Source organism: Kitasatospora sp. NPDC001540 (genome assembly GCF_042894345.1).
GTDB lineage: Bacteria > Actinomycetota > Actinomycetes > Streptomycetales > Streptomycetaceae > Kitasatospora > Kitasatospora phosalacinea_C.
Genome location: NZ_JBIAVO010000015.1, coordinates 14,900 through 35,240, shown reverse-complemented (window position 1 = coordinate 35,240; position 20,341 = coordinate 14,900). Strand labels below are relative to the sequence as shown.

General features: G+C 74.7%; 19 protein-coding genes. 7 read left to right on the top strand and 12 right to left on the bottom strand.

Features of this window, described 5'->3' with window-relative positions; all coding sequences use genetic code 11:
- Positions 1-37 precede the first annotated feature (37 nt).
- Positions 38-970: a rhomboid family intramembrane serine protease gene (locus ACFY00_RS19145; RefSeq protein ID WP_388032679.1), complete on the top strand. Its 933-nt coding sequence runs from the start codon at positions 38-40 to the stop codon at positions 968-970.
- Here ACFY00_RS19145 and ACFY00_RS19140 read toward each other — a convergent pair.
- The gene (locus ACFY00_RS19140; RefSeq protein ID WP_388032678.1) at positions 963-2,378 is read right to left on the bottom strand and encodes a PLP-dependent aminotransferase family protein; all 1,416 of its coding nucleotides are present in this window, start codon (positions 2,376-2,378) and stop codon (positions 963-965) included. The two genes, ACFY00_RS19145 and ACFY00_RS19140, sit on opposite strands and share 8 nt — an antisense overlap.
- 204 nt (positions 2,379-2,582) lie before the next feature.
- Here ACFY00_RS19140 and ACFY00_RS19135 point away from each other — a divergent pair, with 204 nt between their 5' ends.
- From ACFY00_RS19135 to ACFY00_RS19125, 3 genes are all read left to right on the top strand, one after another.
- Positions 2,583-3,482, top strand: a complete 900-nt coding sequence (locus tag ACFY00_RS19135; RefSeq protein ID WP_388032677.1) for a DMT family transporter — start codon at positions 2,583-2,585, stop codon at positions 3,480-3,482.
- 199 nt (positions 3,483-3,681) lie between these two features.
- Positions 3,682-4,551: a polysaccharide deacetylase family protein gene (locus tag ACFY00_RS19130; RefSeq protein WP_388032676.1), complete on the top strand. Its 870-nt coding sequence runs from the start codon at positions 3,682-3,684 to the stop codon at positions 4,549-4,551.
- An 87-nt stretch (positions 4,552-4,638) separates the two neighbouring features.
- Positions 4,639-5,634, top strand: a complete 996-nt coding sequence (locus ACFY00_RS19125; RefSeq protein ID WP_388032675.1) for a ketopantoate reductase family protein — start codon at positions 4,639-4,641, stop codon at positions 5,632-5,634.
- Positions 5,635-5,641: 7 nt separating this feature from the next.
- Here the strand turns inward: ACFY00_RS19125 and ACFY00_RS19120 are convergent, their stop codons facing one another.
- The gene (locus tag ACFY00_RS19120) at positions 5,642-6,460 is read right to left on the bottom strand and encodes an SDR family NAD(P)-dependent oxidoreductase (protein WP_388032674.1); all 819 of its coding nucleotides are present in this window, start codon (positions 6,458-6,460) and stop codon (positions 5,642-5,644) included.
- 238 nt (positions 6,461-6,698) lie between these two features.
- On the opposite strand from ACFY00_RS19120, the gene ACFY00_RS19115 reads away from it, so the two are divergent.
- Entirely contained in the window at positions 6,699-7,568 is an 870-nt protein-coding gene (locus tag ACFY00_RS19115) for a 3-hydroxybutyryl-CoA dehydrogenase (protein ID WP_388032673.1), read from the top strand.
- Between the two features lie 243 nt (positions 7,569-7,811).
- Positions 7,812-8,924 (top strand): hypothetical protein, encoded by a 1,113-nt coding sequence (locus tag ACFY00_RS19110; protein ID WP_388032672.1) that lies wholly within the window; start codon positions 7,812-7,814, stop codon positions 8,922-8,924.
- A 1-nt stretch (position 8,925) separates the two neighbouring features.
- Here the strand turns inward: ACFY00_RS19110 and ACFY00_RS19105 are convergent, their stop codons facing one another.
- Positions 8,926-9,321 (bottom strand): hypothetical protein, encoded by a 396-nt coding sequence (locus ACFY00_RS19105; RefSeq protein ID WP_388032671.1) that lies wholly within the window; start codon positions 9,319-9,321, stop codon positions 8,926-8,928.
- Positions 9,322-9,540: 219 nt separating this feature from the next.
- A complete protein-coding gene (locus ACFY00_RS19100) occupies positions 9,541-10,392 on the bottom strand; it encodes a chitosanase (RefSeq protein ID WP_388032670.1) in 852 nt (283 codons plus the stop codon).
- A 215-nt stretch (positions 10,393-10,607) separates the two neighbouring features.
- Here ACFY00_RS19100 and ACFY00_RS19095 point away from each other — a divergent pair, with 215 nt between their 5' ends.
- Positions 10,608-11,099 (top strand): GNAT family N-acetyltransferase, encoded by a 492-nt coding sequence (locus tag ACFY00_RS19095; protein ID WP_388032669.1) that lies wholly within the window; start codon positions 10,608-10,610, stop codon positions 11,097-11,099.
- A gap of 47 nt (positions 11,100-11,146) precedes the next feature.
- On the opposite strand, the gene ACFY00_RS19090 is transcribed toward ACFY00_RS19095, so the two are convergent.
- From ACFY00_RS19090 to infC, 8 genes are all read right to left on the bottom strand, one after another.
- On the bottom strand, positions 11,147-12,358 hold the full coding sequence (locus tag ACFY00_RS19090) for a hypothetical protein (RefSeq protein ID WP_388032668.1): 1,212 nt from the start codon (positions 12,356-12,358) through the stop codon (positions 11,147-11,149).
- Between the two features lie 183 nt (positions 12,359-12,541).
- Entirely contained in the window at positions 12,542-15,052 is a 2,511-nt protein-coding gene (pheT, locus tag ACFY00_RS19085) for a phenylalanine--tRNA ligase subunit beta (protein ID WP_388032667.1), read from the bottom strand.
- Positions 15,052-16,173 (bottom strand): phenylalanine--tRNA ligase subunit alpha, encoded by a 1,122-nt coding sequence (pheS, locus tag ACFY00_RS19080; protein ID WP_388032666.1) that lies wholly within the window; start codon positions 16,171-16,173, stop codon positions 15,052-15,054. Before pheS ends, pheT begins: the two co-directional genes overlap by 1 nt.
- 127 nt (positions 16,174-16,300) lie before the next feature.
- Positions 16,301-17,389, bottom strand: coding sequence for an ATP-binding protein (locus tag ACFY00_RS19075; protein WP_388032665.1), 1,089 nt, complete (start codon positions 17,387-17,389; stop codon positions 16,301-16,303).
- A 45-nt stretch (positions 17,390-17,434) separates the two neighbouring features.
- Positions 17,435-18,304, bottom strand: coding sequence for a TrmH family RNA methyltransferase (locus tag ACFY00_RS19070; RefSeq protein ID WP_388032664.1), 870 nt, complete (start codon positions 18,302-18,304; stop codon positions 17,435-17,437).
- A gap of 103 nt (positions 18,305-18,407) precedes the next feature.
- Positions 18,408-18,794, bottom strand: a complete 387-nt coding sequence (rplT, locus tag ACFY00_RS19065) for a 50S ribosomal protein L20 (RefSeq protein ID WP_388032663.1) — start codon at positions 18,792-18,794, stop codon at positions 18,408-18,410.
- A gap of 105 nt (positions 18,795-18,899) precedes the next feature.
- Positions 18,900-19,094 (bottom strand): 50S ribosomal protein L35, encoded by a 195-nt coding sequence (gene rpmI / locus ACFY00_RS19060; RefSeq protein WP_030268653.1) that lies wholly within the window; start codon positions 19,092-19,094, stop codon positions 18,900-18,902.
- A 133-nt stretch (positions 19,095-19,227) separates the two neighbouring features.
- Positions 19,228-20,010: a translation initiation factor IF-3 gene (infC, locus tag ACFY00_RS19055; protein ID WP_388032662.1), complete on the bottom strand. Its 783-nt coding sequence runs from the start codon at positions 20,008-20,010 to the stop codon at positions 19,228-19,230.
- Positions 20,011-20,341: the final 331 nt, after the last annotated feature.

The window sequence follows — 20,341 nt, the reverse complement described above, 5'->3', positions numbered from 1 at the left end:
TCCGCGGTCGAGCACCACCGCCAGGGGAGGCACTGTCATGGACACCACACAGCCTGCCCCGGGAGCCACCGCTCCCGAGGCACCGGCGCCCGTCTGCTTCCGGCATCCCGGCCGGGAGTCGTACGTCCGCTGCACCCGCTGCGACCGCAACGCCTGCCCGGACTGCCGGCGCGAGGCGGCGGTCGGCTACCAGTGCGTGGAGTGCGTCAAGTCCGGCCACCAGGGCACCCGCCGGGCCCGCACGGCGTTCGGCGGCCGGATCACCAGCCGCCCGTACGCGACGATCGTGCTGATCGCGCTGAACGTGGCCGCCTACCTGGTCGAACTGGCCCGGCCGGAGACGGTCGTCCAGCGGTTCGGGATGCTGGGCTCGGGCGCGTTCGTGCCGGAGGACGCCGACCCGGCCACGTACGTCTACCACCTGTCGGGCGTGGCGCACGGCGAGTGGTACCGGCTGATCACCAACGCGTTCGTCCACCTCGAACCGACCGCGTCGCCGATCGGCGTCCTGCACATCCTGAGCAACCTGTACTGGCTGTGGATGCTCGGCCGGGTGGTCGAGAACCGGCTCGGCGTGCTGCGCTTCCTGGCGCTGTACCTGCTGTCCGCGCTGGGCGCCGCCGCCACGGAGTACCTGCTCGCCCCGGGCGACCTGACGCTGGGCGCGTCCGGCGCGATCTTCGGCCTGGTCGGCGGGTACTGGGTGCTGAGCCGCCGCCAGGGCTACGACCCGCTCGGCGGGAGCCAGTTGATGGTGTCCTTCGTGGTGTGGATGGTGCTGTCGATGAGCTTCACCTCCTGGCAGGGCCACCTGGGCGGCCTGCTCACCGGTCTGGCCGCGGGCGCGGCCCTCGGCTACGCGCCGCGGCAGCAGCGCGGGCTCGTCCAGTCGATCAACCTGCTCGCGGTGCTGGCCGTGGTGGCGGTCGTGGTCGTGATCGCCGCCGACCGGGTCCCCCCGCTCACCTGACGACCGGCCACCCCGCCCCCGGGCCCGCCTCCCGCCCCGACCCCACCTCCCGGTACGCCTCGCCCAGCAGCGCCGCCGCCTCGCGCAGCCGCTGCTCGGCGAGCCCGGCGTAGCCGAGCGTGACCGCCGCCGGGCCCGGCCCGAGTCGCCCGGGGGCGACGGCGGCCACCCGCACCCCGCGCCGCAGCGCCGCCGCGACGAACCCCGACTCGCCCACCCCGGGCGGCAGTTCGACGTACAGGTGCAACCCGGCGGCGACACCGTGCAGCCGGGCCTGCGGGAGGTGCTCGCGCAGGGCGGCGACCAGCGCGTCGCGGCGGGCCCGGTAGCGGGGGCGCACGGCGCGCAGGTGGCGGTCGTAGCCGCCGCCCTCCAGCAGTGCGGCGAAGGCGAGTTGGTCGATCGCACCGGTGCCGAGGTCGGCGTACCGCTTGGCCTCCCGGACGTCCACGGCGAGCCACCCGGGCAGCACCGCCCAGCCGAGCCGCAGCCCGGGCGCCAGGGTCTTGCTGAGCGAACCCAGGTAGACCGTCCGCTCCGGCGCCAACCCCTGGACGGCGCCCAGCGGTTCGCGGTCGTAGCGGAACTCCGCGTCGTAGTCGTCCTCCACCACCAGCCCGCCCTCCCTTGCCCAGGCGGCGAGTTCGCCCCGGCGGCGGGCCGACAGCGCGACCCCGGTGGGGTACTGGTGGGCGGGCGTGACCAGCACCACCCCCGCCCCACTCGCCGCCAACTCCCTCACCACCAAACCCTCCTGGTCGACCGGTACGCCGACCGGCTCGACGCCGTGGGCGCGCAGCAGCTCCAGCGTGCCGGGCGAACCCGGGTCCTCCAGCGCGATCCGCCGCCGCCCGTGCCGGGCCAGCACCTGCGTGAGCAGCGCCAGCCCCTGCCCGACCCCGCTGACCACCGTCACCCGCTCCGGCGGCGCGGCCACCGCCCGCACCCGACCCAGGTACGCCGCCAACTCCCTTCGCAGCTGCGGCAGTCCGGCCGGGTCGCCGTACCCGAGGTCCCGGTTCGCGGCGCCCTGCAGCGCCCGTCGCACCGCCCCCGCCCAGGCCGCCCGCGGGAAGGCCCCCAGGTCGGGCGAGCCCGGCTTCAGGTCGTACCGCGGCTCGGCCGCCGCCACCCGGACGTCGGCCTGCGGCGACTCGGCCGCCACCCCGTCCGCGACCCTGGTCCCCGACCCCCGCCGCCCCACCAGGTAGCCCTCGGCGGCGAGTTGCTCGTACGCCTCGACCACCACCCCGCGCGAGACGCCCAGTTGGGCCGCCAGCGACCGGCTCGCGGGCAGTCGCTCCCCCGCCACCAGGCGCCCGTCCCGCACCGCCGCCCGCAACTCCCGGGTCAGCCGCCCGGCCAGATCCCCGCCGCCGTCCCCCAGCGTGACCAGCAACTCCCGCATCCCGTAAGCCTCCCAGCCGTCGAAGGGACCGCCAGGGGCCCGGGGAACGGCGACCCGAGCCACCACCGACCGGAGCCCACCGGAAGTCCGAGCTGCTGCGTGCCGCCTCGGCAGGCCCCTCAACCTACCTGCTCCGATTGGTCCTCTCCAGCACTCACCGAGTGGCCCTGGAAACCGAACCACTCCGCTCCTAGCGTCGCACCCATGGTCACCACCACCTCCGTCACCGCCCCCACCGTGGCGCCCGGCTCCGCCCGCGCGGCCGCCGCGATGTCCCTGCTCGGCGCGTCCACCGGCGTGAGCGCCGCCTTCGCCGCCTACCCGGTGGCGGGCGGCCAGGCCCTGCGCTACGCCCTGGCCGCGGCGATCCTGCTGCCGCTGGCCCGCCGCCGCCCGCGGCTCGCGCACCGCCTGACCGGCCGTGAACTGCTCCTGCTGCTGGCGCTGTCCGGCACCGGCCTGTTCGGGTTCAACCTGCTGCTGGTCGCGGCGCTGCGGCACACCGACCCGGCGGTGGTCGGCAGCGTGGTCGGCTGCACCCCGCTGCTGCTGGGCGTCGCCGGTCCGCTGCTGGCCCGCCGCCGCCCGGCGGGGCGGCTGCTCGCGGCGGCGGCCCTGGTGGTGTGCGGCGCGGCGCTCACCCAGGGCTTCGGCCACGGCGACGCGCTCGGTCTGCTGTTCGCGACCGGGACGCTGCTGTGCGAGGCGTCCTTCTCGCTGCTGGCCGTCCCGCTGCTGCCGCGGCTGGGACCGGTCCGGGTGTCCGCGTACACGACGGTGCTCGCGGTGCCGCTGTTCGCCGCGGTGGCCGCGCTCTCCCCGTCGGCGCTGCGGGTGCCCACCGGCGGGGAGCTGCTCGCCCTGCTGTACCTCGGCGCGGTCCTGACCTGCGGCGCGTTCCTGCTCTGGTACTCCGCGCTGACCGTGCTCCCCGCGGACCGCGCGGGCCTGTTCGGCGGCCTGATCCCGCTCACCGCGACGCTCTCCGGCGCGCTCCTGACCGCGACCGCCCCCACCCTGCCGCAACTCCTCGGCGCCGCCCTGGTCACCGCCGCCCTGCTCTTCGGCACCACCACCCGCCGCCCCGCCCGCCACCCCGCCTGACCTCCACCGACGCCCACCCGGCACACCAACCCGGTACACCGCCCGACACGCCGCCGACACCCGGCACACCACCCCCGCGCGCCCCCTCCGTGCACCACCAACCCGCACCACCTCCCCGCACCTCCCCGCACCGCCCCGCCACTCGTCCGGGCCGCACCCGTTGCCGCCGCGCCGAAACGTCCGCTTAGGCTGGGCCGCGATGACAGTCGACCGCCGCAGTGTTCTGCGTTCCGCCTCCCGCCTGGCCGCGTTGAGCGCCGCCGGCGGCCTCGTCGCCGCGTGCGGCGGCCCCTCCGACGGCCGCGGCGCGAGCGGCCCCTCGGTGGCGGCCCGTCCACAGCCCGCGCACCTGACCGAGTCGCCCAGCCCCAGCCCCAGCCCCAGCGCCTCGGCCTCCGCCTCCGTCCCCACGTCCCCGGCCCCCTCCCCCACCGCCACCCCGTTCGCCCTGCCCCCGCTGGCCCCGGACACCCCGCTGGAGGTGGTGACCGGCCCGCGCAGCAAGCCGCAGTTGGCGCTGACCTTCCACGGCCAGGGCGACCCGGCGATCGCCACCGCGCTGCTGGAGGCCGCCGAGCAGCGCGGCGCCCGGCTGACCGTGCTGGCGGTGGGCAGTTGGCTGGACGAGCAGCCGCAGATCGCGCAGCGGATCCTGTCCGGCGGCCACGAGTTGGGCAACCACACCCAGAACCACCTGGACATCTGCTCGATGCGCCCGGAGCAGGCGCGCGAGGAGATAGCGCAGTGCGCGCAGCGGCTGCAGCACCTGACCGGTTCGATCGGCCGCTGGTTCCGGCCGTCCGCGGCGCAGTACGCGAACGCGATGGTCAAGGAGCAGGCGCAGCAGGTCGGTTACGCGCACGTGCTGTCCTTCGACGTCGACCCGCGCGATTACGCGGACCCGGGTGCGGAGACGGTGACCCGCCGAGTGCTGAAGACGGCCGCCGCCGGTTCGGTGGTCGCCCTGCACATGGGGCACCCGGGCACGGTCACCGCCCTGCCCGCCATCCTGGACGGCCTCGCGGAACAGGGCCTGCACGCGGTGACGGCCTCCGAACTCTGCGCCTGAACCGCCCGGTTGACCTCTGTTCCCGAACCACCCGGTTGACCTCTGCGCCCGAACGGCCCGGTTGCCGGGCGTGGCATGCTCGACCGCATGCGATACATCTTCCTGGGCGCCGGCGCGGTCGGCGGCACCATCGGCGGTCGGCTCCACCAGAGCGGCCGCGACGTCCTGCTGGTCGCCCGCGGCCCGCACCTGGCGGCACTGCGCGCCGACGGCCTGCGGCTGACCGTCCCGGACGGCGTCCACCGGCTGCCGGTCCCGGCGGTCGGCGGCCCGGAGGAGGTCGAACTGACGCCGGACGACGTGCTGGTGCTGGCGGTGAAGACCCAGCACTCGGCGGCCCTGCTCGACGCGTGGGCGCCCCGCCCGGTCGCGGGCGGCGGGACGGCGGGCGAGCGGCTGCCGCTGGTGTGCGCGCAGAACGGCGTGGAGAACGAGCGCCTGGCGCTGCGCCGCTTCGCCCGGGTGTACGGGATGTGCGTGTGGCTGCCGTCCACCCACCTGGAGCCGGGCGCGGTCTCGGCGGCGGGCTCGCCCCGCTCGGGCGTGCTGCACCTGGGCCGCTACCCGCACGGCACGGACGGGACCGCCACCCGGATCGCCGCCGACCTGCAGGACTCGCACTTCGACGGGTACGCCGTCGCGGACGTGATGGCCTGGAAGTACGCGAAGCTGCTGAGCAACCTGGGCAACGCGCTGGAGGCGGTGGCCGGTCCGATCGACGGCGAGCTGCGGATGCGGGCCTGGCGGCAGCTCGGGGCGGAGGGGCGGGCGGTGCTGGCGGCCGCCGGGATCACCCACCCGTCCGAGGAGGAGCAGCGGGTCCGGCGCGGCGACCGGGTCACGCTGGTGCCGCTGGAGGGCGCGGTGCGCGGCGGCGGTTCGTCCTGGCAGTCGCTGGTGCGCGGCACCGGCGACATCGAGGCGGACTACCTGAACGGCGAGGTCGTCCTGCTGGGCCGCCTGCACGGCGTGCCGACGCCGCTCAACGAGGCCCTGCAGCGCCTGGCCGCCGCCTTCGCCCGCGAGGGCCGCCCGGCGGGCTCCCTCCCGGACGCCGAGCTGGCCGCCCTGCTCGAACCCTGAGCGGGCGTCACGCCATCGGGTCGTCCGGCCCGTACGGGCGCAGCCGCAGCGTGCGGGCGTCGGCGGAGCGGATGGCACCGGCCGAGGCGACCAGGGTCTCCAGGTTGTCGCGCCCGGCGTGCAGGAAGCGTCCGTGCAGCCCGTCGAAGCGCCCGCGGGCGGCGTCGACGGTGACGGCGACCATGTACGGGATGGAGCCCCAGGCCTTCATGTCCCGGAACATCTCCATGCCCGCGGTCATCTCGGTGGCGACCGCGCCGGGGCTGATGTCGAGCACCACGACGCCGTGCTCGCCGACCGAGTCGGCGATGTTGTCGGAGAGTTTCAGCAGCGCGCCCTTGGAGGTCGCGTACGCGGTGTAGTGGCCGTCGGGGCGCAGCGCGAAGCCGCTGTTGAGGTTGACCACCCGGCCGCGGCGGCGCCGCACCATGCCGGGCAGGACGTTGCGCAGCAGGTTGTAGGGGCCGCGCAGGTTGGTCTCGACGACCTGCCACCACTGGGCGGGGTCGGTCTCCCAGATCGGCACCTCGGCGCGGTCGACCTGTCCGGCGTTGTTGACCAGCAGGTCGACGGGGCCGAGGTCGCGCTCGATCGAGCGGACGGCCTCCCGGACGGCGCCGGGGCGGGTGACGTCGGCGGTGACGGCGACGCCGCGGGCGCCGTGCCGGACGCACTCCTTGAGGGTGGCGATCAGCCTGTCGTGGGTGCGGCCGATCAGGCCGACGGCCATGCCCTCGGCGGCGAGCCCGACGGCGATCTCGCGGCCGATGCCGCGTCCGGCCCCGGTGACCAGTCCGACCTGCCCGGCGAGTGATCCCGTCCCCATCTGCCTGCTCCCTCCTCCGGCTGGACCTCCGCATTGTGGTCCCCGCCCGGGGGCGCACGGGGGAGCGCGCGCAGCTCACGGCCGACGCTCACCCGTTCGGCCCAGCGTCCGGCGCGCCGCCGTCGGCACGCACCGATGTGAACGGGCGTTAAGGCAGGTAGTACCGTCGTCCGGGCGGACCAGCGCGTCCGCGACACCAGGCCGGGTGATCCCCGGCTCCGTCCCGAAGGGCATTTGAGTGAGCGACATCGCACGCGTCGGAGTAGTCGGCTGCGGCCTCATGGGGTCGGGCATCGCCGAGGTCTTCGCCCGTTCCGGCCTGGACGTGCTGGTCTCGGAGGCCAGTGGCGAGGCCCTGGAGCTGGGCCGCACCCGGCTGACCAACTCCCTGGAGACCGCGGTGCGGCGCGGCAAGCTGTCCGAGGAGGACCGGGACGCGGCGCTGTCCCGACTGTCGTTCACCACCGACCTCGCCGACTTCCACGACCGCGACCTGGTCGTCGAGGCGGTCGCCGAGCGCGAGGACGTCAAGGTCAAGATCTTCCAGACCCTGGACCAGGCGGTGACCCGCCGCGACGCCATCCTGGCCTCCAACACCTCCTCCATCCCGATCGTGAAGCTCGCCGCCGCGACCGGCCGCCCCGAGCAGGTGATCGGCCTGCACTTCTTCAACCCGGCGCCGGTGCAGAAGCTCGTCGAGGTCATCCCGACCCTGACCACCTCCGCCGAGACCACCACCCGCGCCGAGCAGTTCGCCGTCGAGGTCCTCGGCAAGGAGCCGATCCGCGCCCGCGACCGGGCCGGCTTCGTGGTCAACGCCCTGCTCGTCCCCTACCTGCTCTCCGCCGTCCGGATGTTCGAGACCGGCGTCGCCACCGCCGCCGACATCGACAAGGGCATGGAGGCTGGCTGCGCCCACCCGATGGGCCCGCTGCGCCTGTGCGACCTGATCGGCCTGGACACCATCGTCTCGATCGCCGAGTCGATGTACGACGAGTACAAGGAGCCCCTGTACGCGGCCCCGCCGCTGCTCTCCCGGATGGTCGACGCGGGCCTGCTGGGCCGCAAGTCCGGCCGCGGCTTCTACGACTACACCGCGGCCTCCTGACCTGCGCTCCTCCCCACCGACCGACCCCCGCCACGGTCGCCACGGTCGAACTCCGGGGAGGCCCTGGGGAGTTCCGCCCCCTCCCGGTGCGGCCGACCGTCGACGACGGCCCGGCGCCCGCCGACGTTCCGGCTTCGTGACGCGAGCGACCGGCGGCGCGCCGGGAGGCCCGGTCCCACCACCCCCACCGCCCGCACCGCCCCGCCCCGCGCCCCCTCCCCCCGCGGGCCGTAGTCTCGGCCGGTGACCCGGACCCCCCTCGCCCCCGGCTGGGAGCCGCTGCTCGCGGCCCCCGCGGTGGACCGCCGCCTCGGCCTGACCTGGCTCTCCGGCCTCGGCTTCAACCGGGCGGCGCCCGTGGCGGTGCTGCTCGCCCTGCTGGACCTCGACGAGACCGACTGCCTGTCCCGCCCGGACCTGCCCGCCGCCGTGCTGGACGCCGCCCTCGCCCACCCGGAGCGCCGGGTCCGCAGCCGGGCGGCGGAGCTCGGCCGCCTGTCGCCGGAGCAGTGGGAACGCCTGCTCGCGGCCACCCCCGAGCCGGAGCTGCGCAGCCGGTTCGCGGAGCTCGCCGAGCAGCGCGCGGCGGCCCGGCGGCGGGGCCGCGGCGTCGGGGAGGCGCCCCACCCGGGCGCCCGGCCGCCCGCCACCGCCGCCGAGTTGGCGGCGATGGCCGCAGCGGTGCCCGACATCGTCCCGGGGAACCTGACGATCGCCCTGTGGTGGGTGGGCGCCCTGCACGACGACGGCGCGGCGATGCGCCTGCTGGCGGCCTCGCCCAAGCTGCTGGTGCGCCGCAGCGTGGCCCGGGCGCCGCGGCTGCCCGCGGACGTGGTGGAGCTGCTGGCCCGCGACGAGGACCGGGTGGTGCGGCTCTTCCTGGCCGAGTCCTGCGCGGACGCCCCGGCCTGGATGCTGCTGGAGGTGGCCTCCTGGTGGAAGGGGAGCTTCTCGTTCCCCGACCGCCCGCGTTCCCACCCGAACTTCCCGCGCGCGGGCCTGCTGCGCTTCGCCGCCGACCCGAACCCGCTGCTGCGCGCCCTCGTGCCGGACGACCCGGAGGCCACCGCCGCGGACGTCGAACGGCTCGCCGCCGACCCGGACCCGACCGTCCGCCGGACCGCCGCCGAGGACCGCCGCCTCTCCCCCGCGGCGGTGTCCGCGCTGGCCGCCGACCCCGACGCCGGGGTGCGCTACCGCGCCTGGGCCAACCCCGCGCTGCCGGTGGCGGACCTGGTGGCGCTGCTGCTGGAGCCGCGGACCGCCGAGTTCGCCGTCCGCAACCCGGCCGTCCCGCCCGCCGTGCTGCACCGGATGCTCGCCCTCGGCACCCCGCACACCGCGGCCGCGCGGTAGCTCAGGGGCTGGCGTAGCGGGCGACGTCGGCGATCCGGCAGCTGACCGGGCCGTGCGGGTCGGCGGTGCCCTGGGCGTGCTCGACGGCGTCCTGGCCGGGCGGGAGGGTGGTGGCGGCGGCCACGCCCCCGGTGACCGGGCGGCCCTGGCCGTCCTCGAAGGCGATCTGCACCACGTAGTTGCTGGTGGTGGCGGTGTGGTTGGTGATCCGGACGGTGGCGGAGGGCCACTGCAGTTGGTCGTCCACCGTGCAGGAGACCACCTCGACGTCGCCGAACGCGGCCCGCCCGGCGTCCTCCGCCCCCGGTGCCCGGTCGTCCCCGTCCGCCCCGCAGCCCGTCGCCGTCAGCACCAGCGCGGCGACCAGGCAGGCGGTGGCGATCGCTCGGATGCGCATGGTTTCCCCTCGGGCCGGACACGGGTCGTGGCCGACGCTACGAGCCGCCGGGGCCACCCGTCCGGAATGTGTCCGATCCGTAACAACCGTGCGGAGCAAGTGTGTTGACTGTACGTCAGCAAACGATTCGCCCCGGCGAGCCGCACGGCGAACGGCCCGGCGCGTGCGGGCGCCGGGCCGTTCGGGTCGTTCGGGCCGTTCGGGTCGTGACGGGAGGGGTCAGCCGTTGATCTGGTACGGGTCGCCGTAGACCTTCCACTTCAGCGGCGGGTTGAGGTCGAAGTTCTTCGCGTTGAGGAACACCCGCTGCTCGGTGTCGACCCGGCTGGTGTCGGCGTGCGCCTCCTCCTGCTTCATGATCACCTTCCGGGCGTCGAGGAAGGCGTTCAGGTAGGTGGCCTCGTCGCCGCCCTGGGCCGGAGTCTTGGCCTTCTTCATCGCGGCGGCGCGGATCCCGCCGAAGCTGTCGGAACTGCTGCCGGGGCCGTGCATCACGATGGCGTCGTAGTAGACGAACTGCCCCAGGGCGCGCAGCCCGTCCGCCTTGGCCTGCTTGACCGCGGGGTTGAAGTAGACGCGGTCGCGCTCGTCGTTCTGGGCCCGCTGGAAGACGGTGTCCTTGGCGGCGGTCTTCCAGGCGCTGACGAAGGCGCTGCCGAGGCCGGAGTGCGAGTCGGTGCCGTTGACCTTCTCCAGCGCGGGCAGGTACTTGGCCAGGACGTTGCCGGGCTTCAGGTCGGTGTAGTGCTGGACGAGTTCGAGCATGTCGCCGGTGCCGGAACAGAAGCCGATGATGCCCGCGGTGTAGCCGCGGCCGTCGCCGATGTCCTCGATGTACTTGTACTGGGCCTTCCAGTCGAGCGAGGAGTTCTCCGCCGAGGAGACCAGCTCCATGGCGATCTCCTTCTTCGCCGGGTCGTCCAGCCCGACGGACGCCACCGACACCGCGGCCGCGGCGGGCGCGGCGGCGTGTCCGGTCCCGGCCGCGGCCAGGGTCAGCGGGAGGACGCCGACCAGGACCGCGAGGGCGGTGCGGGCGGTGCGGGCGGTGCGGTGCTTGCTGGGGTGCATCTGACGCTCCGTCTGCCGGCTGCGGGCATGGGGGCGCCCGCAGCAGAGGGTTAGGAAACTTTCCTAACGGATATTGAAGCGTCCGCATCACCCCCGGCGCAAGACGTCCGACCGGATCCGCCCCGCCGCACCGCCCCGCCCCGCGCCGCACCCCCGCCCGCGCCGCCCGGAAAACCGCTGGCCACCGGGCCCACCGACGGCCACCCTGGGAGGCCATGGAGATCCGCGAAGCCACCCCCGAGAGCTGGGCCGCCGTCTGGCCGTTCTTCCACCGCATCGTCGCCGCGGGCGAGACGTTCACCTACCCGACCGACCTGACGGCCGACGAGGCCCGCGGCTGGTGGATGCTGCCCGCGCCGGACCGCACCGTGGTCGCCGTCGACGAGAGCACCGGCGGCGTCCTCGGCACCGCCAAGATGAACCGCAACCAGGCGGGCAACGGCGCCCACGTCGCCAGCGCCAGCTTCATGGTCGACCCGGAGCACGCCGGGCGCGGCACCGGCCGCGCCCTGTGCCTGGAGGCCCTGCGCTGGGCCCGCGAACGGGGCTACCGCGCCATGCAGTTCAACGCCGTGGTCGCCACCAACACCCCGGCCGTCGGCCTCTACCGCTCCCTCGGCTTCGCCGTCGTCGGCACCGTCCCCGAGGGCTTCCACCACCCCCGCCTCGGCTACGTCGACCTGTACGTCATGCACCGCCCGCTGTGACCGCCCGCCCCCGGCCGCCCCCGGAGAACACCGCCCCGCCCCGCACGTCACGCGCCCCCCGCCGCCACCGGCCGCGCCGCCACCGCCGCCGCCCGCCCCTCCCGCACCACCGCCGGGCGCGAGAGCACGGTCACCAGCAGCGAGGCCCCCGCCAGCGCCCCGATCGCCCAGCGCACCTCCACCCACTGCGCCAGGCCCCCCGCCAGCGCCGCGCCCACGCCCTGCCAGGCGATCCGGCCCGCCGACTCCACCCCCTGCACCTGGCCCCGCCCGGCCGCCGGGGTCAGCGCCAGCAGCCGCTCCTGCAGCGGCAGCGTCGCCGCGAACCCGACGCCCGCCACGCCCACCGCCAGCGCCGCCGCCCACCCCGGCGGCCGGGCCGCCAGCAGCAGGAACGGACCCGCCAGCAGCAGCCGCAACCCGTACGCCAGCCGGGCCCGCCGCGCCTCGTCCAGCAGCCGCCCCACCAGCAGGTCGCCCGCCAGCATCCCGGCCGCGCTCGCCGCCAGCAGCGTCCCGGCGGCGCCCGGCGCGTACGGCAGGAACAGCGCCTCGCAGCCCACCACCAGCCCGTTGGGCACCCACAGGTTCAGCAGCAGCGCCCGCCGCCCCGGGCGCCCCAGCAGCTCGACGTTGCCCCGCCAGGTCTCCCGCAACCCCGGCCGCCGCGGCGGCCGCACCGACCGCTCCCGCACCGTCGCCGCCACCACAGCCGTCGCCAGCGCGGTCAACACCGCGGCCGCGCCCATCAGTTGGTACGGCGACAGCAGCGTCAGCAGCGCCCCGCCGAGCGCGAAGCCGAGCACCGCCGCCCCGCCCGCGGTGACGTTCATCAGCGACCGGGCGAGCGCGTAGCCCTCCGGCGGCACGATCTCCGCCAGCAGGCCCATCCGCGTCCCGGTGCCGAGCGACTGGAAGAACCCGACCGCCAGCAGCAGCCCGAACCGCGCCGCCAGCGGCAGCCCCGGCACCGCCTGCGCCGAGGTCGCCGCCAGCGCCAGCAGGTGCAGCGCCACCAGCGTCCGGCGCGGCCGCTCCCCGTCCGCGGCCGACATCAGCGTCAACGCGCCCAGCACCGCCGCGAACGACGACCCGTACATGCTCACCGCCGTCAGGAACGGCGACCCCGTGCGCGCCTGCACCAGCACGCCCAACGCGAACCCGGACAGCGTCCCGGCCCCCGCCAGCAGCGTGAAACCTGCGTACAGCCCCGCGAACTCCCGCTGCCGCAGCAGCGCCAGATATCCGTGACCAGTCATGAAAAAAGCCTCCGACGCTGCCGCGGGCGCGTTCGAAGGCTGACATCGAGAACCTAGCACACCCAACGCCCCGCCCCCGCACGCGTTTTCGCCGCCCGGGCACGCCGGAGCACGCCGGAGCACGCCGGAGCCCCGCCGCACCCCACCCGGGGGCGCGACGGGGCTCCGTCCCGCAGCGGGCCGTCAGGCCCCGCGCAGCACCGCGCCGGTGCGCTCACCGGCCACCGCGACCGCCGCCGCGCGGGCCGCCGACGCCTCGTCGGCCGTCAGCGTCCGGTCGGTGGCCCGGAAGCGCAGCGTGTACGCCAGCGACTTCTTGCCCGCGCCCGCCTGCTCGCCGGTGAACACGTCGAACAGCCGCAGCGACTCCAGCAGTTCGCCCGCGCCCTCGCGCAGCGCCGCCTCCACGTCCGCGGCGTGCACGCCCGCGTCCACGATCAGCGCCACGTCCTGGGTCGCCACCGGGTACGCGGAGACCGGCGGGCCGGAGACCCGGCGGCCGTCCTCGAACAGCAGGTCCAGGTCGAGCTCCATCGCGCTGGTGCGCTCCGGCAGGTGCAGCGCCTTGACGACCCGCGGGTGCAGCTCACCGGCGTGGCCGACGACCTCCTCGCCGACCAGCAGCTCGGCGCAGCGCCCCGGGTGCCACGGCGCGTACTGCGCCTGGCGCACCGTCAGCTCCACGCCCGCGGCGGCGGCGACCACCCGGGCCGCCTCGACGGCGTCCGCCCAGCCGGACGGCGCGCCCTTGCCCCACCAGCCGGACGGCAGCCGCTCACCGGTCAGCGCGACGGCGACCCGGCGCGGCTGGTCGGGCAGGGCGGCGTCCAGCTCGGCGAGCTGCTCCTCGGTCGGGCGGCGGTCCACCGGCAGCCGCGGCGCGACCTTCGGCTCGGCCTTGGGCAGGAACACCGTGCCGGTCTCGAACAGCGCCAGGTCGGTGTTGCCGCGCCCCACGTTGCGCCGCAGCGCGCCCAGCAGGCCCGGCAGCAGGGTGGTGCGCAGCGCCGGCTCGGCGTCGTTCAGCGGGTTGACCAGCTTGACGGTGCGGCGGCGCGCGTCGTCCGCCTCCAGCCCGAGGGCGTCGAAGGAGGCCTCGCCGACGAACGGGTACGCGTTGATCTCCACGTAGCCCGCGCCCGCCAGCGCCACGCCGACCCGCCGGTGGAAGCGCTGCGCCTCGCTCAGGCCGCGCCCGGGCGGGGTGACCGGCATCCGGGCGGGGACGTTGTCGTAGCCCTCCAGCCGGATGACCTCCTCGGCGAGGTCGTACGGGTCGGTCAGGTCGGGCCGCCAGGACGGCGGGGTGACCTCCAGGACGTCGGTGCCGACGACGGTGCAGCCGACCTCCTGCAGGCGGCGGGTGACGGTCTCGCGGCCGTACTCGGCACCGGCGACCCGGTCGGGCAGGTCCGCGTCGATCGGGATGGTGCGCACCGGGTGCGGGGCCGCGATGTCGGTGACCCCGGCCTCGGCGGTGCCGCCCGCGATCAGCACCAGCAGGTCGACGGCGCGCTGCGCGGCGGCCCGGGCGGCCTCCGGGTCGACGCCGCGCTCGAAGCGCTTGGACGCCTCGGAGGGCAGCTTGTGGCGCTTGGCGGCGCGGGCGATGGCGACCGGCTCGAAGTGCGCGGCCTCGATGAGGATGTCGGTGGTGCCGGTGGCCAGCCCGGTCCCGGCGTCCACGACCGGGTCGAGGATCTCGGTGCTGGCGCCGCCCATGACCCCGGCCAGGCCGATCGGGCCGGAGTTGTCGCAGATCAGCAGGTCCTCGGCGGACAGCTTGCGCTTGACGCCGTCCAGCGTGGTGAGCTCCTCGCCCTCCACCGCCCGGCGGACCTGGATCGGCCCGTCCACCCGGTTGCGATCGTAGGCGTGCAGCGGCTGCCCGACCTCCAGCATCACGTAGTTGGTGATGTCGACGGCCAGCGAGACCGGGCGGATCCCGGCCTTCTGCAGGCGGCGCTGCAGCCAGATCGGCGACTTCGCGCCCGGGTCGACGCCGGTGACGGTGCGCGCCACGAAGCGGTCGCAGCCCACCGGGTCGGCGACCTTCACCAGGTAGCCGTACGAGTTGGCGGGCGGCACGTCCAGCAGCGCCGGGTCGGCCAGCGGCAGGCCGTACGCGGCGGCGGCCTCGCGGGCCACGCCGCGCATCGACAGGCAGTAGCCGCGGTCGGGGGTGACCGCGATGTCGAGCACCTCGTCGACCAGCTGCAGCAGCTCGATCGCGTCGGTGCCGGGCTCGTACTCGGGCGGCAGCACGATGATGCCGTTGTGGTCGTCACCCATGCCGAGCTCGCGGGCGGAGCAGATCATGCCGGCCGAGGTGTGGCCGTAGGTCTGCCGGGCGGAGATCGGGAACGGGCCGGGCAGCACGCCGCCGGGCAGGATCACCACGACCTTGTCGCCGACCTGGAAGTTGGTGGCGCCGCAGACGATCTCCTGCGGCTCGCCGGTGCCGTTGGCGGTGCCGACGTTGACGAAGCAGTGCCGGATCGGCTTCTTGAAGCCGGTCAGCTCCTCGATCGACAGCACCTCGCCGACCACCAGCGGGCCCTTGAGGTCGGTGCCGAGCTGCTCGACGGTCTCCACCTCGAGACCCGCGCGGACCAACCGGGCCGCGACGTCCCGGCCGGTCTCGCCCGCCGGCAGGTCGACGTACTCGCGCAGCCAGGAAAGCGGGACGCGCATCAGATCTCCATCCCGAACGGGAGGGTGAAGCGGACGTCACCCTCGACCATGTCGCGCATGTCGGCGACGTTGTGACGGTTCATCAGGATCCGCTCCAGGCCCAGGCCGAAGGCGAATCCGCTGTAGCGGCTCGGGTCGATGCCCGCGGCGACCAGCACCCGCGGGTTGACCACGCCGCAGCCGCCCAGCTCGATCCAGCCCTCCGAGGAGCAGGTCCGGCACGGGCGGTCGGGGTTGCCCACCGAGGCGCCGCGGCACACGAAGCACTGCAGGTCGATCTCGGCGCTGGGCTCGGTGAACGGGAAGTACGAGGGGCGCCAGCGCAGTTCGAGGCCGCCGCCGATCAGCTTCTCCACCAGCACCTCGATGGTGCCCTTGAGGTGGCCGAAGGTGATGCCCTCGTCCACCGCGATCGCCTCGACCTGGCGGAACACCGGGGTGTGGGTGGCGTCCAGCTCGTCGGTGCGGTAGACCCGGCCGGGGCTGACCGCGTACAGCGGCGGCTCGCCGGCCAGCATCGCGCGGATCTGCACCGGGGAGGTCTGGGTGCGCAGCACCATGCCGGAGTCGGCGGTGCCGTCGGGGGCCTCGACGAAGAAGGTGTCCTGCATCGAGCGGGCCGGGTGGTCGGCGTGCAGGTTGAGGGCGTCGAAGTTCAGCCACTCCGCCTCGACCTCGGGGCCGGACGCGACCTGGTAGCCCATCGCGACGAAGGTGTCCTCGATGCGCTCGGCGAGCGTGGTCAGCGGGTGCCGGGCGCCGCGCGGCACGCGGCCGTACGGCAGGGTGACGTCCACCGCCTCCTCGACCAGCACCCGGGCGTCGCGCTCCGCCTCCAGCTCGACCTGGCGCTTGGCCAGGGCCTGGTTGACGGCTCCGCGGGCCTGGCCGATCAGCTTGCCCGCGGCGGCCTTGGCCTGCGGGGGCAGGGCGCCGATCTCTCGGTTGGCGAGCGACAGCGGGGAGCGGTCGCCGGTGTGCGCGACCTTCGCCTGCTTGAGCTCGTCGAGGTCGGCGGCGGCGGCGAAGGCGGCGAGCGCCTCGTCCCGGGCCTGTTCCACCACCTCGGGCTTGAGGGCCTCGACCTCGACCGGGTCGTACGACTTATTGGGTGCCGACATCTCTATCTTTCCCGTGCTCCTGCTCGTGATCAGGTCTGCTGCGTCGCCGGGCGTCCCAGAACGCCAAAGGTCGAGTGTAGTCGCAGCCCGCGACCGCCCCGGGCGGGTGACCGCGCCCCGGGCGGGCTCAGAGCATGAAGTCGGGGACGCCCGCGGGCAGCACGAACCGGAACCGGGCGCCGCCGCCCTCGGCCCGGCTGATCCGGATCACCCCGCCGTGCGCCTCCACGATGCCCTTCACGATGTACAGGCCCAGGCCGGTGCCGCCCCGCCGGGAGCCCCGCCAGAACCGGGTGAACACCCGCGGCATCGCCTCCTCGGGGATGCCCGCGCCCTGGTCGCTGACGGTCACCGCGGTGCCCTCCACCACCCGCGGCGGCGTGCCGGGCACCTCCACCAGCTCCTCGGCCGGGCCGACCTCGATGGTGACGGTGCCCTCGCCGTGCCGCACCGCGTTCTCCAGCAGGTTCCCCAGCACCTGGTCGATCTTGTCCGGGTCGCCCCACTGCTCGACCGGCGGCCCGGCCACCTTGATGTCGAAGCGCTCGGCGGGGATCCCCGCGGCGACCTTCCCGGCCACGTGCCGGCGCACCGCCGCGGCCAGGTCGATCCGCTGCTTGCGGATCTCCAGCCGGCCCGCGTCGATCCGGGAGATGTCCAGCAGCTCGGCGATCAGCCGCACCACCCGGTCGGCGTCCGCGTCGACGGTCTCCAGCATGACGCGCTTCTGACCGTCGTTGAACCGCTCCCACTTGGCCAGCAGCGTCGCCGTGAAGCCCTTCACGCTGGTCAGCGGGGAGCGCAGCTCGTGCGCGACGGTGGCGATCAGCTCGGCGTGCGAGCGCTCGGTGCGCCGCCGCGCCTCGGTGCCGCGCAGCGTCACCACCACCTGCCGCACCGGCCCGCCGGGCCGCTCGCGCACGTACCTGGCACACACCAGCACCTCGCGCCCGTCCAGCAGCAGGTTCCGCTCGGGCTGCCCGGTGCGCACCGCGAGCCCGCCGTACGGGTCGGTGAGGGGCCACCAGCGGCGGCCGTCCAGGTCCTCCAGCGGCAGCGCCCGTTCCAGCTCGACGCCGATCGCGTGGCGCGCGGAGCGGCCGGTGATCCGTTCTGCGGCCCGGTTGAAGACCACCACCCGGCCCTGCCCGTCCGCGACCACCAGTCCGTCCGGCAGGTCGTCAGGTTCGACCGGTGCCCAGTTGACGCCGCCCATGGGTGTCCTCCCCCGCCCGCCCCCTCGCAGGCCCAGGAACCGACCCTAGCGCGCTCGGCCCTCGGCGCGACACCCGCCGCGGGAGCGCTGGGCGCGCGCGGAGGCGTACAGGCACACGGCGGCGGCCGTCGCGAGGTTCAGGCTCTCCGCGTGCCCGTGAATGGGCACCCGCACCACCTCGTCCGCCAGTGCGCGGGTCTCCTCCGGCAGGCCCCAGGCCTCGTTGCCGAACACCCAGGCGCACGGCCCCTGCAGGGTGCCCTCGTCCAGCTCCTGGTCCAGGTCGCGCTGCCCGGCCCCGTCCGCGGCCAGCACCCGCACCCCGGCCGCCCGCAGCCGCGCCACCGCCTCCTCCACCGGCACCCCGGTCGCCACCGGCAGGTGGAACAGGCTCCCGACGGACGCCCGCACCGCCTTCGGGTTGTACGGGTCCACCGAGGCGTCGGTCAGCACCACCGCGTCCGCCCCGGCCGCGTCCGCGGTGCGCAGCACGGTGCCCGCGTTCCCGGGGTCGCGCACGTGCGCGAGCACCGCGACCAGCTTCGGCCGGGCCGCCAGCACCTGCTCGAACGGGGTGTCGATGAACCGGCACAGCGCCACGATGCCCTGCGGGGTGACGGTGTCGCAGATGTCCGCGACGACCTCCTCGGTGGCGGTCAGCACCGGCCGCCCGGCCGCCCGCGCCGCGGCCACGATCTCCGCGTGCCGCTCGGCGGCCTCCGGCGTCGCGTACACCTCGACCACGGCGTGCTCGCCGTCCGGCAGCCGCCCGAACGCCACCGCCTCCCGCACGGCCTGCGGGCCCTCGGCCAGGAAGCGCCGCTCCTTGCCGCGCTGGTTGCGCTTGGCCAGGCGGCGGGCGGCGACGACGCGCGGGGAGCGCAGGGAGGTCAGCAGGGGGGTCTCGGTGCTCATGCTCACGATCTTCGTCACGGACGGGCGGGTGCGCGATACGCGACGGACCCGCAGGCCGGGCGGCCTGCGGGTCCGGGGAACGCTTCCAGGGCGAGCGCCTGGATCAGGCGGCGACCTTGGGGGCGTTGACGTCCTCCGGGAGCGCCTTCTGGGCAACCTCGACCAGGGCGTGGAACGCCACCGAGTCGTTCACCGCGAGGTCGGCCAGCATCTTGCGGTCGATCTCGACGCCCGCGGCCTTGAGGCCCTGGACGAAGCGGTTGTAGGTGATGCCGTTGGCACGGGCAGCGGCGTTGATGCGCTGGATCCAGAGCTGGCGGAAGTCACCCTTGCGCTTCTTGCGGTCGTTGAAGTTGTAGACCAGCGAGTGGGTGACCTGCTCCTTGGCCTTGCGGTACAGGCGCGAACGCTGACCGCGGTAGCCGGAGGCCCGCTCGAGGATGACCCGGCGCTTCTTGTGGGCGTTCACTGCCCGCTTGACGCGTGCCACTTCATTACTCCTTGATTTCCGGACCTCGGGTCGTGCCGGCGGTCCGTTATTCGATTCGGTCGGTAAGGATCAGCTGGTGCCCGCGACGCGGTCGCGGGCGGGCGATCACTTGCCGAGAAGCTTCTTGATCTTCTTCGCGTCGCCCGGGGCCATCTCGGCGTTGCCGGCCAGCTTGCGGGTCAGCGTCGAGGGCTTGTGCTCGAGCAGGTGGCGACGGCCGGCACGCTCGCGCAGCACCTTCCCGGAGCCAGTGATCTTGAAGCGCTTGCTGGCGCCGCTGTGCGTCTTCTGCTTCGGCATGTCGCCGTTTCTCCTCGTCGGTCCGTTCCGGCCCGCGCCTTGCGGCGCGGGCCGGAACTGGATGGATCTCGTCTCCAGGGCGGGACGCCCCGGAACCGGGTGCCTCGGCTCCCCGGCCCCCGAACCCGAAGGCTCAGGCGTCCTGGGCAGCCTCGGCGGGCTGCTCGACCTCGGCGGCCTCGACGGTGTCGTCGGCGCCGGCCTCGACGGCCTCGGTCTCCTCGACCTCCGCCGCCTCGACCTCGTCGGCGTCGTCCGCCTGGTCCGCGGCCGGTCCGCGACCCTGCCGCTCCGCCTTGCGGGCGTCAGCGGCGGCGCGGGCCTCGGCCATGGCCTCGGTCTTCTTCTTGTGCGGGCCGAGAACCATGATCATGTTTCGGCCGTCCTGCTTCGGAGCGGACTCCACGAAGCCCAGGTCCTGGACGTCGTCCGCGAGCCGCTGCAGCAGTCGGAAGCCCAGCTCGGGGCGGGACTGCTCACGACCGCGGAACATGATCGTGATCTTGACCTTGTCGCCCTGCTTGAGGAACCGGACGACGTGACCCTTCTTGGTGTCGTAGTCGTGCGGGTCGATCTTCGGCCGGAGCTTCATCTCCTTGATGACCGTGTGCGCCTGGTTCTTGCGCGCCTCACGGGCCTTCATGGCCGACTCGTACTTGAACTTGCCGTAGTCCATGAGCTTGCACACCGGCGGGCGCGCCGTGGCGGCGACCTCGACCAGGTCCAGGTCGTACTCCTGGGCAAGCTCCAGCGCCTTCGCGAGCGGGACGATGCCGACCTGCTCGCCGCTGGGACCGACGAGTCGCACCTCGGGGACGCGAATCCGGTCGTTGATGCGGGGCTCGGTGCTGATGGGGCCTCCTCGGTTGCACCTTTTCCGATGCGGCCGTCGGGCGGCGGTCGCACGTAGTGGCATTCGACCACTGGGCGGGGCTTCATTCATGCTCCGCTGCCCGTCGAGGGCACCGAGCGCACGAAAAAAGCCCCGCACGGTACAGGCGGGGCTCCACACGTTCCGGGATGCCCTCACGGGCACCACTGCCGACGGACACTCCCTTGACGGGCGCCCATCGCGGACCGGACCCGTCGGCCCTTCGGCCGATCAGGTGGGAGACTGTCGCGGTTGCCCTCTCGGGCCTCCTGAGTGGAGCCTCCACTTGCTGGCCGGGCAACCCGAAGAGTCGCCTGGCCGGTCAGTCTCGAATCATACCAGCGTTTCCCACTCGACCGGTATTCCAACCCCCTCC

Coding starts and splice junctions, on each gene's coding strand:
- ACFY00_RS19130 (WP_388032676.1), top strand. CDS start 3,682: ATGACAGTCGACCGCCGCAGTGTTCTGCGTTCCGCCTCCCGCCTGGCC.
- ACFY00_RS19125 (WP_388032675.1), top strand. CDS start 4,639: ATGCGATACATCTTCCTGGGCGCCGGCGCGGTCGGCGGCACCATCGGC.
- ACFY00_RS19140 (WP_388032678.1), bottom strand. CDS start 2,378: ATGCGGGAGTTGCTGGTCACGCTGGGGGACGGCGGCGGGGATCTGGCC.
- ACFY00_RS19070 (WP_388032664.1), bottom strand. CDS start 18,304: ATGAGCACCGAGACCCCCCTGCTGACCTCCCTGCGCTCCCCGCGCGTC.
- pheS (WP_388032666.1), bottom strand. CDS start 16,173: ATGTCGGCACCCAATAAGTCGTACGACCCGGTCGAGGTCGAGGCCCTC.
- ACFY00_RS19095 (WP_388032669.1), top strand. CDS start 10,608: ATGGAGATCCGCGAAGCCACCCCCGAGAGCTGGGCCGCCGTCTGGCCG.
- ACFY00_RS19100 (WP_388032670.1), bottom strand. CDS start 10,392: ATGCACCCCAGCAAGCACCGCACCGCCCGCACCGCCCGCACCGCCCTC.
- ACFY00_RS19075 (WP_388032665.1), bottom strand. CDS start 17,389: ATGGGCGGCGTCAACTGGGCACCGGTCGAACCTGACGACCTGCCGGAC.
- ACFY00_RS19090 (WP_388032668.1), bottom strand. CDS start 12,358: ATGACTGGTCACGGATATCTGGCGCTGCTGCGGCAGCGGGAGTTCGCG.
- rpmI (WP_030268653.1), bottom strand. CDS start 19,094: ATGCCGAAGCAGAAGACGCACAGCGGCGCCAGCAAGCGCTTCAAGATC.
- ACFY00_RS19145 (WP_388032679.1), top strand. CDS start 38: ATGGACACCACACAGCCTGCCCCGGGAGCCACCGCTCCCGAGGCACCG.
- ACFY00_RS19135 (WP_388032677.1), top strand. CDS start 2,583: ATGGTCACCACCACCTCCGTCACCGCCCCCACCGTGGCGCCCGGCTCC.
- ACFY00_RS19105 (WP_388032671.1), bottom strand. CDS start 9,321: ATGCGCATCCGAGCGATCGCCACCGCCTGCCTGGTCGCCGCGCTGGTG.
- ACFY00_RS19120 (WP_388032674.1), bottom strand. CDS start 6,460: ATGGGGACGGGATCACTCGCCGGGCAGGTCGGACTGGTCACCGGGGCC.
- pheT (WP_388032667.1), bottom strand. CDS start 15,052: ATGCGCGTCCCGCTTTCCTGGCTGCGCGAGTACGTCGACCTGCCGGCG.
- infC (WP_388032662.1), bottom strand. CDS start 20,010: ATGCCACTACGTGCGACCGCCGCCCGACGGCCGCATCGGAAAAGGTGC.